We start from the raw sequence: 12883 nt of genomic DNA on the forward strand, positions 1-12883 counted from the left end.
CTGCTGCTACCGTCACGCCCGCGGCACGCCGGTCGGGCGGCCGGAGTGAGGGGGAGGCTCCGGATGGCGGACGTCGGCGTGGGGCGCGGCCTCGCCCGCCTCGTGGTCCCGGTCGCGCTCGCGGCCCTCGCGTCCGCGCTGGGCGCCGCTCCTGCGCAGGCCGAGGACGCCGACCTCGTCGTCATGACGCGCAACCTCTACCTCGGGGCCGACGTCAGCAGCGCGCTCGGGCTGCTGCCCGACCTGCCCGCCGCCGCGCAGGACATGTGGTCCCAGGTCGCGGCCACCGACTTCACCGCGCGCGTGCCCGTGCTCGCCGCCGAGACCGTCGCCGCCCGGCCTGCCGTGATCGGCATCCAGGAGGCCACCACCTGGGAGTGCCGGCCGTCCGCGTTCGCGGGGACGACGGTGGTCTACGACTTCACCCAGCAGTTCCTCGACGCCACCGCCGCCGCGGGGACGCCGTACGTGCTCGCCTCGGCGAACGGCCGCACGGCTCTCAACCAGGGCTACTCGATCCCCGCCATCCCGCGTCTCACCCGCGTGGTCGACCCCGGGACCTTCCAGCCCCTCTTCGGCACCGACGAGGCCGACTGCGGCTTCACCATCGCCGATGCGCTCGCCGTCCGGGCGGACCTCGCCGGGCAGGTGCTCGACGTCGGCACGGTGGAGTACGAGAACGCGGCCGCGATCGTGCCGGTGCTCATGGAGGTGCAGCGCGGCTACGCGTGGGCCGACATCCGGATCGGGTCGACGCCGGTGCGCTTCGTGACGACGCACCTCGAGGCCTTCTGGAAGCCCGGGGCCATCCCGGCCTCGGCCGAGCAGGCGCGCCAGCTCGTGCGCGATCTCGCCGAGGTCAGCATGCCGCTCGTGGTGATGGGCGACTTCAACAGCGACCCGCGTGATCCGCGCACCCCGGGCGACAACCCCGGCGGGCAGCCCGAGGCCACCGGCGACTGCCCCGCGCAGTCGGGCACCGACGGCGCCTGCAGCGCCTACTGGACGATGATCGGCGCCGGCTACACCGACTCCGGGCCGGATGCGACCGACCCGCTCAACCTCAGCTGGGGCGCGAGCGGCCTGCTCGCCGGGCCGGACCTCGACCGGCTCGCCGCGGCCAAGGCCATGGGCAACCCGTACGGCATGACCGACCGGCTCGACTACGTCTTCACGCGCAACGGCGTCACGGTGCGCCAGGCCGCGCTCGTGGGCAACGACTGGCCTACCGAGGGCGGCACCTGGGCGTGCACGACGCAGGCGCAGAGCGAGAACGCCGAGGCTGCGGCGAAGGCCATGGGTGCGACCGTCCCCGCGTCGGGTGCCTGCCTGCCCACCGACCACGCCGGCGTCGTCGCGACGCTGGCCGCATCGGCTTCCGACGTCGTCGACCCGCCGCTGCCCGAGCGCGTCGGATTCCCGTTGACCCGTTGGGCTGTCGGGATCGGTGCCCTGGTCCTGCTCGTGCTCGCGGTGCGCGGGCTCGTACGGCGTCGGCGCCGCCGCAAGGCCGCGAAGCGGGCCGCGCGCGGCACGGCGTAGACCGGCTGGTCGCCCGCCTCGGGGGACGCCGGTGGCGTTCGACAGGATGGCGACGTGATCGCCGTCGTGCTCGGGCTGACCACCGCGCTGGCCTGGTCGATCAGCACGGTCTCGTCGTCGCGCTCGGTGAAGGTGCTCGACCAGTACAGCGTCGTCGCCTGGGCCATGCTGATCGGCCTCGTACTGACGCTGCCGTTCGCGCTCGGCGGCGGCGTTCCGGCAGCGCTCAGCGGCATGAACCTCCTGTGGTTCGCCCTCGCCGGCCTCGGCAACATGGGCGGCCTGCTGCTGGTGTACGCCGCGCTCAAGGTCGGCAAGGTCGGCCTGGTCGCGCCCGTGGCGGCCACCGAGGGGGCCGTCGCCGCGGTCGTGTCGTCGGTGCTCGGCGAGTCCCTCGCCCCTCTCGTCGTGCTGGGGCTCGCCGTCATCGTGGTCGGTGTCGTCGTCTCCTCCGTGGCACCTGACCCTGCGCCCATCGAGCACGAGCGCCCGGTGCGCGCCGTGCTGCTCGCAACGTGCAGCGCCGTGGTGTTCGGGCTCGCGCTCTACTCGATCGGGCGGCTGAGCGGCGAGCTTCCGGTGGCATGGGCCTCGCTGCCGCCACGGCTCGCCGGCGTGGTGGTGCTCGTCATCCCCCTCGCGATCACAGGCCGGCTGCGGATGAACCGCGCGGCGGCGCCGTACGTCGTCACGACGGGGATCATGGAGGTCGTCGGCTTCACGTCCTTCGCCTTCGCCGCTCGCGACAGCGTCGCCATCGCGTCGGTGCTCGCCTCGCAGTTCGCCACCATCGCGGCCGTGATCGCATACGTGGTCTACCGAGAACGCTTGGGGCGCCTGCAGATCCTCGGCGTGGCCCTCGTGGTCGGCGGCGTCACGGCTCTCGCTCTGCTCTCAGCCTGAGGTGTCAGGGGGCGGGGGCTCCGGCTGCCGAGCCGAGCGGTGGTCCAGACTCGTCCCGACCGCGAGCGCCACCGCACCGGGAAGGTCCAGGCAAGCCCATGAGCTCCAGCAGCACCGTCGTCCTCGAGTCCGAGGTCGTGCCGTCGCACCCGGGCCCGCGCACCGGCCCGCGGGTGAACGTGCTCGTGTCGCTCAACTTCCCGGACATGAACGGGCACGTCGCCGACCTCGTGCGCCGCTTCACGCGGGTCGCGCTCGAGGAGCTGGCGGGGCTCGGCTTCGACTGGCGGCTGGTCGACACCTCGGCGCCGCTCCCGCCGCTGCACGAGGTGCTCGACACCGACGCCGTGCTCGTGCTGGGCGGCGGCGACATCGACTCCGAGCTGTACGGCGTACCCGGCCCGGTGCCCCACGAGTACGGCGTCGACACCGCGGCCGACCTCTTCTCGATGGACGCGATCCGCGCGGCGGTGGAGGCGGACGTCCCGCTGCTCGGGATCTGCCGGGGCGGGCAGCTGCTCAACCTCGCCTTCGGCGGCGGCATCGTGCCCGACCTCGACCCGTGGCACCTGCACAAGGGCGACTACGCGAGCGGGCTGTTCATCGACGAGCACGTGACGCTCGACGAGGGCACGCGGCTCGCTGCCATCCTCGGGCGGCGCGAGTGGATCGTGCGCGCAGGCCACCACCAGGCCGTCGCGGACGTCGCGCCCGCGCTGCGCCGGGCCGCGGTCGCCGACGACGGCGTGGTCGAGGCGGTCGAGCACCCGACCGCGTGGGCCGTCGGCGTGCAGTGGCACCCGGAGGACGACGAGGGCTCCGGGGAGGACCGCGCGCTCCTCTGGACGGCGCTGCGCCAGGCGGCCGTCGTCCGCGCCGCCGACCGCGCGGGGGCGCTCACCGACTGACCGGTGACCGTCTTGTGGGCATACCACGGTCTGGCTAAGGTCTATTGGTATAGGGAGAGAACCTCTTCGACGCGGTCCGCACCCCGGACGGACGTCGCCGTCCTCGTCGAGCCACCGTCGCCGGAGCAGCCCACATGACCAGCACCGTCCCGCCCTTCGCCAACCACCTCCCGGTGCGGATCCGCTTCGGCGACGGCCGAGCCGCCGAGCTCCCCGCGGTGCTGGCCGAGCTCGGTGCGACCCGTGCCCTCGTGATGCTCGACGAGGGCATCGAGCGCTTCAACCCGGCGGTCGCGGCGCTGCTCGACCTGCTCGACTCCACGGACGGCCTCACCGTGACGCGCTTCGCCAAGCCCGCGGGCGAGCCCACGGTCGCGATGGTCGACGCCGCGATCGCGGGTCTCGCGGCGGCGGACGCCGACGTCGTCGTGGCGATCGGCGGCGGCTCGGTGATCGACACGGCGAAGGCCGCGCGGCTGTGCGCCGACCAGGGCTGCACGTTCGCGGAGTTCCTCGCCTCCGAGCGGCGCTACCCCGAGCCCGTGCTCCCGCTGGTCGCGCTGCCCACGAGCGCCGGCACCGGGTCTGAGGTGTCGGGCGGCGCCGTCGTGTCCGACCCGGACGCCGGGCGCAAGGCAGGCATCGCCAACGCGAACCTCCGGGCCCAGGTGGCGATCGTCGACCCGGTGCTGACCCACAGCATGCCGCCGAGCATGACCGCGAACACGGGTATCGACGCCCTCGCCCAGGCGATCGCGGGCATGGTCGCGAAGGTGCGCACGCCGATCGGCGACGCGATCGCCCTCGAGGCCATCCGCATGATGGGCCGGTCGCTCGTCGCCGCCTACCGCGACGGCTCCGACGCCGTGGCCCGCTCGGAGATGGCGTGCGCCAGCATGATGGCCGGGCTCACGATGAACCTCTCGGACTGCACGGCCGAGCACTCGCTGGGGCAGGCCATCGGCGGCCTCAGCCACGCACCGCACGGGCTCACCATCGGGCTCGTGCTCGTCGAGACGCTGGAGCGCGAGCGCCACCACGTTCCGGAGCAGCTCGAGCGCGTCGCCGACGCCCTGGGCGCGCCGGACGACGGCACGCGCGACGGCAGCCGTGCGGTCGAGGCGGTCCGCGCGATCATCACCGCCCTCGACTTCCCCGTGCTCTCGAGCCTCGGCTTCACCGAGGACGACGTCGACCGGCTCGCCGACGCGGCGCTGGACGACTTCTTCATCACGATGGCGCCCGAGCCGTGGACCCGGGACGAGGTGCGCGCGGCGTTCCTGTCCGCCCTCGCGCTCACCTCGCGCACCGCGGCCTGACGGGCGCGTGCCATGACGGGTCACGACGAGAACCTGGACCTCGACGTCGTCGTGGTCGGGGCCGGCTTCTCCGGCCTGTACATGCTGCACCGGCTGCGCGGGCTCGGCCTGCGGACCCGTGTGATCGAGAGGGCGCCGTCGGTCGGCGGCACCTGGTACTGGAACCGCTACCCGGGCGCCCGGTGCGACATCGAGAGCATCGACTACCAGTACTCGTTCAGCGAGGAGCTGCTGCGGGAGTGGCGCTGGTCCGAGAGGTACGCCGCCCAGCCGGAGATCCTCGCCTATCTCGAGCACGTGGCCGACCGCTTCGACCTGCGCCGCGACATCACCTTCAGCACGTCTGTCACGTCCGCCGTCTACGACGAGGCGGCCGCCTGCTGGATGGTCACCACCGATGCGGGCGAGGTGCTCTCGGCTCGGTGGTGCGTGATGGCGACGGGCAACCTGTCCGTGGTGCAGCCGCCGAGGATCCCGGGGCTCGACTCGTTCCGGGGCCGCTGGCTGCACACCGGCGAGTGGCCGACCGAGCCGGTCGACCTCGCCGGCAAGCGCGTCGCCGTGGTCGGCACGGGCTCGTCCGGCATCCAGGCCGTCCCCGTGATCGCGCGCACGGCGGCGATGGTGCACGTCCTGCAGCGGACGCCGAACTACAGCATGCCCGCGCACAACCGGCCGCTCGCGAGCGAGGAGATCGAGGAGGCGGTGCGCACGTTCGCCGAGCGCCGCCGCATCTGCGAGTGGTCCGATGCCGGCACCCCGCTCGCCCCGCCCACGACCCGGGCCGTGGACGCCACCCCCGAGGAGCGGCGCGCCAGGTACGAGGAGGGTTGGAAGCGGGGCGGGATCAGCTCGCTGTCGTTCGCGTTCACCGACATGTTCACCGACGAGGTCGCGAACGGCTACGCGCAGGACTTCGCGCGCGAACAGATCCGCAGCATCGTCCACGACCCCCGCACCGCCGAGCTGCTCTCGCCGACGCACCACATCGGCACGAAGCGCACCTGCACCGACACCGGCTACTTCGAGACCTACAACCGCGACAACGTCGAGCTCGTGGACGTGCGGACCGACCCCATCGTGGAGATCACGCCCGACGGCATCCGCACCCGTGACCGGCAGATCGACGTCGACGTGATCGTCTTCGCCATCGGGTTCGACGCGATCACGGGTGCGCTCGCCGAGATCGACCTCCGCGGCCGCGACGGCGTGCGGCTGCGGGACGCGTGGGCCGAGGGGCCGCAGACGTACCTCGGGCTGCAGACGGCCGGGTTCCCGAACCTGTTCCTGATCACCGGACCGGGCAGCCCGTCGGTGCTCAGCAACATGGTGGTGTCGATCGAGCAGCACGTCGACTGGGTGGCCGACTGCATCGACCGCCTGCGCGCGGACGGGCTCGACACCATCGAGCCGACCCTCGAGGCGCAGCAGGCGTGGATGCGCCACGTCGACGAGCTCGCCCAGCCCACGCTCTACCCTCGGGCGACCTCCTGGTACCTCGGCACCAACATCCCCGGCAAGCCCCGGGTGTTCAACGTGTACGTCGCGGGCTGCGGGCCCTACCGGCAGGAGTGCGACGACGTCGTGGCTGCCGGCTATCGCGGCTTCGTCAGGGGACGGCAGGGGAACGAGTCGCAGAGGAGCGGGTCATGAGCGGCGGCACCGGGCTCGACGAGGCGGCGACGGAGCTGCTCGACCGGCTCACGGCCCTGGGCATCAGGACCGTGGTGATCGGCGGGTCGGACACGCACGGGGTCATGCGCGGGAAGCGCCTGCCGTTCGCGCAGCTGCGGCAGATCCTCGAGCACGGCATGCCGCTCTGCGACGTGTTCTGGGTGATGCACGTCGACGAGTCCGACCTCGTTCCGCGGCCCGAGGACCATGTCGGCTACTTCCCCACGGAGAAGCAGGGCTATCCCGACATCGTCGCGCTCCCGGACCTCGGCACCGTGCGTGTCGTGCCGTGGCACGAGGACACCGCGTTCCTGCTGGGCGACTGGCACCTGCCGCACGGCCACGGGCCGGTGCCGATCGCACCCCGCAACGTGCTGCGGTCGGTGGTCGAGCGCGCTCAGGGCATGGGCCTCACGCCGTACAGCGCCCTCGAGCTCGAGTTCTACCTGTTCGACGAGCCGCTCGGCACCGCGCACGCGAAGCGCCCGGCCGAGCTCGTTCCCCTGCAGGAGCGCCCGAGCACCTACGGCGTCGTCCTCGGCGCGCACCAGGAGCACATCTCGTCGGTGATCCGGCAGAGCATGCTCGACTACGGGCTTCCCATCGAGGCCTGCAACCCCGAGACCGGGCCGGGCCAGTTCGAGATCAACCTGCGCTACACCGGCAGCCTGGAATCCGCGGACCACGCGTTCCTGTTCAAGTCGGCCGTCAAGGAGGTGGCCGGTCAGCTCGGCTACCTCGCGACGTTCATGGCCAAGCCGAACCACGAGTGGGCGGGCAACAGCTGCCACATCCACCTGAGCCTGCGCGACGACGCCGGCCGCGGCCTGTTCTACGACGCCGCAGCCCCCGACGGCATCTCCGCGACGATGCGCCACTTCGTCGGAGGCATCCTCGCCACGATGCCCGAGCTCACGGCGCTCATGGCGCCGACCCCCAACTCCTACCGCCGCTACGCGCCCTACAGCTGGGCGGGCACCACGGCCACGTGGGGCATCGACAACCGGTCGGCCGGCCTGCGCGCCATCGTCGAGGGGGAGCTGGGCACCCGGCTCGAGCACCGTCAGCCCGGCGGGGACGTGAACCCGTACATCGGGACGGCCGTCGCCCTGGCCGCCGGTCTCTACGGGATCGGGGAGTCGATCGAGCCGGCCGACGTCGTCCGCGAGGACGTGTACGCCATGCCCGCGGGAACCGTGCCCGGCCTTCCGCGCACCCTCGAGCACGCGGTCGACCTGCTCGACGGCAGCGCGATGGCCCGCGAGTGGCTCGGTGCGGACTTCGTGGGGCACTACGTCGCCATGAAGCGCGCGGAGATCGAGGCGCAGTCCCGTGCCGTCACCGACTGGGAGGTCGCGCGCTACCTCGAGGCGCTCTGACCGCTGGTCAGTGCACCTCGTGCCCGCCGTCCACGAGAGTCAGCGGGCCTCGACGGGGGTCACCAGCGCTCCGGCGGTCCCGAGCCACGCTGGGATGAGGATCGCTGCGACCCACGCCGTCACGGGGGTCGCAGCGAGCACGACCATGACGAAGGCACTGATCGACAGCCACCTCGGGATACGGCGGAACGCCACGGCGACAGCGAGCACGAGGGCGAACCCCACGGCGTAGCGGCCGAACTCGACCATGTTGGCGGCGACGAGGGCTGCCTCGCCCGAGGCGGCCCCGGGGGTCGTGAGCAGGTCGGCGCCCACCAGGGAGCCGGCCGCGAACGAGCCGTAGTAGAGCGCCAAGAGGACGGCGACGGCGCAGCCCGCATGGCCGACGACGGCTCCGGCAGGCCCCCGGACCGTCCGCGAAACGCGGACGACGGCGACCGACAGGGCCGCCGCGGCATAGACCGCCAACGTCGCCGCGAGCACGATCGCGCCTGCCTGGTCGACGAGCTGTGCGCCCAGCCCTGCTCCGTCGGTCGCTGTGATCCTCTCGCCCAGAACGACGAGGGCAGCGGCCGCGAGCACAGCCCCCGCACCGCTGACGGCCCGCCCGATGGCGTCCATCCGCCGGGATGCGGTCGGCACGGGTGGCGTGGAGGTCTCGACGTCGATGTGCATGCTCTCTCCCATGGTCGGCCGGGGCCCGTGCCCCGGTCGACCGGACGCTAGGAGCGGCGACGGTGAGGTGGCTTCTGTCGCGGGGCCAGGCCTTCTCTGCCGCAAGGCAGAGGCCGAGCGCGTCGCCAGCACCTACGCTCCGACCCATGTCACGCGGAGGACACCGACGGGTGCTCGTGCAGGACGTCGTGCTCGCGGGCGCGTTCACCCTCGCCGCGCAGCTCGAGCTCACGGCCCAGTCGTCGGTTGTCGAGGGCCCCCTGCTCTGGCAGCGCTCGGCGTTCCTGCTGATCACGTCATCCCTGGCCGCGCGTCGGCGGGCGCCGATAACCGCGGTGGCCGTCGCCTCGACGGGATTCGCGCTCCAGGCGGCCGTCGGTGATGCCCCGGTCGCCAGCGGCTTCCTGGCACTCCTCGTCCTGCTCGCCTCGCTGGGCTTCTACGCGTCGCCCGGGCGGGGTGCCTCCGGGGTCGCCCTGCTGCTGGCAGCGGGCGCGGTGCCCGCCGTCCTGAGCGGGATGGCCGTGGGGGACCTGCTCGTCAACGCGGTCGTCATCATCGGGACGTGGGCGGGGGCGTTCCTCATCCACCGGAGCATCGAGCGACGCCTCGAGGCCGAGCTGGGACGCGAACGTGCAGCCCGGGAGGCGGTGCTGTCCGAGCGTGCCCGGATCGCGCGGGACCTGCATGACTCGGTCGCGCACGCCATCACCGTCATGACTCTGCAGGCAGGCGGCGCACGGCGCCGGTCCAGCGATCCCGTCGTGCAGGACGCCCTCCTCGTGGTCGAGGGCGCGGGTCGGCAGGCGCTCACCGACATGAACCGGTTCCTGGAGGTGCTCGGCAGCGACGTCGAGGCTCTCGGCGAGGCGCCGGGGCTGGACGACGTGCCCGACATCGTCGACGTCACCCGCGCGGCCGGCGCCGACGTCGAGGTGAGCATCTCCGGGCAGGTCGACCGCGTGCCGGCCAGTGTCGGCGCGACCGGCTACCGCGTCGTGCAGGAGGCACTCACGAACGCGCTCAAGCACGCCTCGCCAGGACCGATGCGCGTGCGGGTGGTGGCGGGATCCGACGCGCTCGACGTGCTCGTCGTCAGCCCCGCCGCACTGGCGGGACCCAGGGCAGGCGCGAACGGCGGCGGGCGAGGACTGAGAGGCCTCCGCGGGCGGGTCGCGGTCTTCGGGGGGAGCCTCGCCGCTGGGGCGGAGGGCGACGTGTGGCAGGTCGCGGCCCGCATCCCGTACGAGGACATGCCGTCATGAGCCAGAGCGCCGTCGCGGTCGAGGTGGTCATTGCCGACGACGAGCCGCTCGTGCGAAGCGGCCTGAGGCTCATCCTCGACGGCTCCGCGGTGGAGGTCGTGGGCGAGGCGGGCGACGGGCTGGACGCGCTCGAGCTCGCCCGGCGCTGCCGGCCGCGCGTGCTGCTGGCCGACCTCCGCATGCCTCGGATGGACGGGATCGAGCTGACGCGCCGCATCCGGCACGACCCGGAGCTCGACGACGTGCGCGTCGTCGTCCTGACGACCTTCGCCGAGGACGACTACCTGGTCCGTGCCACTCAGGCGGGAGCCGACGGCTACCTGCTCAAGTCGATGCCGCCGGAGGACATCGTGGCAGGGGTGGCTGCGGCGGCACGCGGTCAGACGGTCCTCGCGCCCGCGCTCGTGCAGCGACTCCTCGCGGAGCACGTCCATGGCAGGGTGACGGCGTCACCGGCGATGGAGCGGCTCACGGCGCGGGAGATCGACGTCCTGCGCCTCATCGCGGTGGGCAGGTCCAACCTCGAGATCGCCCACACCTTGTTCGTCGGTGAGGGGACCGTGAAGACCCACGTCGCGTCCATCCTGCGCAAGCTCTCGGTCAGGGACCGCGTCCAGGCCGCCATCGCCGCCTACGAGCAGGGCCTGGTGAGGCCGGGTGAACAGGGCTGAGGCACCACCGAGCGCCTCACGCACCGAAGTCCCAGAAAACCGTTGCGGTTTGTGGCACTTCGGTGCGTGAGGCGTGGGTCAGTGCACCTCGTGCCCGCCGGACACGTTGACCGCCTGGCCCGTCACGAACGACGAGCGCTCGTCGACGAGGTGGGCGACCGCGTGGGCGACGTCGTCCGGCGTGCAGGCCCGCCCGAGCGGGATCTCGGCCACGAACCGGTCGCGCCAGCCCGCGGTGTCGACCTCGGCGTATGCGTGCGCGAAGTCCTCGGCCAGGCTCTCCATCATCGCGGTGTCGCAGATGACCGGGCAGACGCAGTTGACCGTGACCCCGGTGCCCACGAGCTCGAGCGCGAGCGACTGCGCGAACCCGATGACGCCGAACTTGGACGCGCAGTAGTGGGCGATCCCGGGCTCGCCCGTCTTGCCGGCGTCCGACGAGATGCACACGACGCGGCCGCGCGGCGAGCGGCGCAGCAGCGGCAGGCAGGCCTGCACCGCGAGGAAGGTGCCGGTGAGGTTCACGGTGAGCACGCGGTCCCACTGCGCGCGGCTCATCGTCTCGACAGGCGCGACGTCGATGACGCCCGCGCAGGTGATGACGGCGTCGAGCCTGCCGAGCTCGGTCTCGACGGTGCTCGCGAGCGCGGCCACCGACGCCTCGTCGGTGACGTCGCACGCCACCCACCGGTCCGGCCCGGGCACCGCGTCGGCGCGGTCGCTGCCCACGACGAGCCAGCCGTCGTGCTGCAGCCGGGCGGTGATGGCGCGGCCGATGCCTCCGGCGGCGCCGGTCACCACGGCCACGGGCGGCGAGGTGCTCATCGGACCTCGACCGAGCGGAACCGCGCGAGCTTGGTGCGCAGGATGTACGAGCTCGCCGAGAACGGCCACTGCGACACCACCCTGCCGGTGCCGGCCTTGAAGTAGCTGGTCGTCTCCGCCCACACCGTCCGGCGCAGCTGGGCCTGGACCCAGTCGTTGAACTTCCGGAACGCCTCCGGGTTCACCGTGATGAGCGACCGGGAGGGGTCCTTCAGCTTCGCGATCAGCGAGGCGGCGAAGTCCGCCTGGGCCTCGTAGAACGACACGAGGGGCACGGCGTTGGTGTTGGGGCCGTACATCATGAAGAAGTTCGGGAAGCCGGGGACCATCATGCCGAGCAGGGCCTCGGGCTCGCCGTCCCACACCTTCTGCAGGTCCGCGCCGCCCTCACCCGTGACCTGGTAGCTGCTGAGGTAGTTCGCGGCATCGAACCCCGTGGCGAAGATGACGATGTCGACGGGGTGCTCGGTGCCGGAGGCGTCGACGACCCCGGTGCGCGTGAGCGACGTCACCGCGCGGGGCACGAGGTGCACGTGGTCCTGCTTCAGCGTGGGGTAGTACGTGTCGCTGATGACCGTGCGACGTCCCTCGAACGGGAACTCGGGCGTGCAGGCCTCGACCAGGTCGGGCCGGTCGCCGAGCGACTGGCGCAGGTACTCGAGCGAACGCACGCGGCGCTCACGGTGGGCCTTGCCGTCGGTCCGGGCGTGCTGCGACCGTGCCTGCCGCAGGTCGTATTCGGCATACAGCTTGAACCGCTTCCACCGGTAGACGAGCGGGTTCCTGCTCGCCTCGCGCTCCTCGGGGGTGAACGCCCGGCTGTTCTTGGGCAGCAGCCAGTTGGGCTCGATCTGGAAGATCGTGACGTCGCTCGCCACGGCGGCGGCCTCGACGATGATCTGGACCGCGGACGAGCCGGTGCCGAGCACCGCCACCCGCTTGCCCGTCATGTCCAGGCCCTCCGGCCACGTCGACGTGTGGCACATGACGCCCTCGAACTCCGTCTCGCCGCGCGCGAACGGCGGGATGAGCGGGACGTTGAGGAAACCGACGGCGCTGATGACTGCGCTGAAGGTGCCGAAGTCCTCCCCGGAGGCCGTCGTGAGCGACCAGGTGCGGGTGTCGTCCGACCACGTGACCGACTCGACCTTCTCCTCGAACCGCATGTGCTCGAGGAGGCCCCACTTGGTGGCCACGCGGCGGAGGTAGTCGAGCAGCTCGTGCCACTCGACATGGGTGCGGGTCCAGTCCGAGTGCTCGAACGAGAACGAGTAGATGTGCGACTCGAGGTCGACCTCGGCCCCGGGATAGCGGTTGGCCCACCACGTGCCGCCGACGTCCGGGTACTTGTCGAAGATGACGAAGTCCTCGATGCCCTTGCGGCGGAGCTCGACACCCGCGGCGATGCCGCTGAAGCCGGCACCGATGACGGCGACCCGCGGGCGGCCGGGCGTGGGGAGCGGTGGTGTCACGAGGATCCTCCCGGGCCTCACGTCCGTGCATGCGTCGCTCGCCGACGGTGGGTGCGGGCCCAGGGCGAGGGTAAGGCCCACAATGTAGACCAAAGTGCCGGGCTGTCAACCCTTTCCCAGATCGGAACGGACGCAACGCCATCGACCCGCCTGCGCAACCTGTGCGCAACCCGCAGGAAGCCCCTGACCGCGGGTAATGGTCCATTCTCTTGCTGTTTTGTTCGACGCAGGATAGGAAAGCCTTCTCACA

Annotated in this window: 11 protein-coding genes; 8 read left to right on the plus strand and 3 right to left on the minus strand. The window is 72.2% G+C overall.

Annotation, left to right across the window (positions count from 1 at the left end; translation table 11 throughout):
• The first annotated feature begins 63 nt into the window (after positions 1–63).
• The 6 genes from ACFQGU_RS00700 (at position 64) to ACFQGU_RS00725 (ending at position 7725) form a co-directional block, all read left to right on the plus strand.
• Positions 64–1542, plus strand: coding sequence for an endonuclease/exonuclease/phosphatase family protein (locus ACFQGU_RS00700; RefSeq protein ID WP_386763426.1), 1479 nt, complete (start codon positions 64–66; stop codon positions 1540–1542).
• Positions 1543–1596: 54 nt separating this feature from the next.
• Positions 1597–2445 (plus strand): EamA family transporter, encoded by an 849-nt coding sequence (locus ACFQGU_RS00705; RefSeq protein ID WP_386763427.1) that lies wholly within the window; start codon positions 1597–1599, stop codon positions 2443–2445.
• 98 nt (positions 2446–2543) lie between these two features.
• Entirely contained in the window at positions 2544–3353 is an 810-nt protein-coding gene (locus ACFQGU_RS00710) for a gamma-glutamyl-gamma-aminobutyrate hydrolase family protein (protein WP_386763428.1), read from the plus strand.
• Between the two features lie 134 nt (positions 3354–3487).
• On the plus strand, positions 3488–4672 hold the full coding sequence (locus tag ACFQGU_RS00715; RefSeq protein ID WP_386763429.1) for an iron-containing alcohol dehydrogenase family protein: 1185 nt from the start codon (positions 3488–3490) through the stop codon (positions 4670–4672).
• A gap of 12 nt (positions 4673–4684) precedes the next feature.
• Positions 4685–6325 (plus strand): flavin-containing monooxygenase, encoded by a 1641-nt coding sequence (locus tag ACFQGU_RS00720; protein WP_386763430.1) that lies wholly within the window; start codon positions 4685–4687, stop codon positions 6323–6325.
• Positions 6322–7725 (plus strand): glutamine synthetase family protein, encoded by a 1404-nt coding sequence (locus ACFQGU_RS00725; RefSeq protein WP_386763431.1) that lies wholly within the window; start codon positions 6322–6324, stop codon positions 7723–7725. The genes ACFQGU_RS00720 and ACFQGU_RS00725 overlap by 4 nt, the downstream gene beginning before the upstream one ends.
• Before the next feature lie 39 nt (positions 7726–7764).
• Here the strand turns inward: ACFQGU_RS00725 and ACFQGU_RS00730 are convergent, their stop codons facing one another.
• Positions 7765–8400: a hypothetical protein gene (locus ACFQGU_RS00730; protein ID WP_386763432.1), complete on the minus strand. Its 636-nt coding sequence runs from the start codon at positions 8398–8400 to the stop codon at positions 7765–7767.
• A 146-nt stretch (positions 8401–8546) separates the two neighbouring features.
• On the opposite strand from ACFQGU_RS00730, the gene ACFQGU_RS00735 reads away from it, so the two are divergent.
• Both ACFQGU_RS00735 and ACFQGU_RS00740 read left to right on the plus strand, forming a co-directional pair.
• On the plus strand, positions 8547–9665 hold the full coding sequence (locus ACFQGU_RS00735; RefSeq protein WP_386763433.1) for a sensor histidine kinase: 1119 nt from the start codon (positions 8547–8549) through the stop codon (positions 9663–9665).
• Entirely contained in the window at positions 9662–10336 is a 675-nt protein-coding gene (locus ACFQGU_RS00740) for a response regulator (protein WP_386763434.1), read from the plus strand. Before ACFQGU_RS00735 ends, ACFQGU_RS00740 begins: the two co-directional genes overlap by 4 nt.
• A 78-nt stretch (positions 10337–10414) precedes the next feature.
• Here the strand turns inward: ACFQGU_RS00740 and ACFQGU_RS00745 are convergent, their stop codons facing one another.
• Positions 10415–11161, minus strand: a complete 747-nt coding sequence (locus ACFQGU_RS00745) for an SDR family NAD(P)-dependent oxidoreductase (protein WP_386763435.1) — start codon at positions 11159–11161, stop codon at positions 10415–10417.
• Complete coding sequence (locus ACFQGU_RS00750) at positions 11158–12633, minus strand: flavin-containing monooxygenase (RefSeq protein WP_386763436.1); 1476 nt, start codon at positions 12631–12633, stop codon at positions 11158–11160. The genes ACFQGU_RS00745 and ACFQGU_RS00750 overlap by 4 nt, the downstream gene beginning before the upstream one ends.
• Between the last annotated feature and the right edge of the window lie 250 nt (positions 12634–12883).

Source organism: Longivirga aurantiaca (assembly GCF_042660085.1).
GTDB classification, from domain to species: domain Bacteria; phylum Actinomycetota; class Actinomycetes; order S36-B12; family CAIYMF01; genus Longivirga; species Longivirga aurantiaca.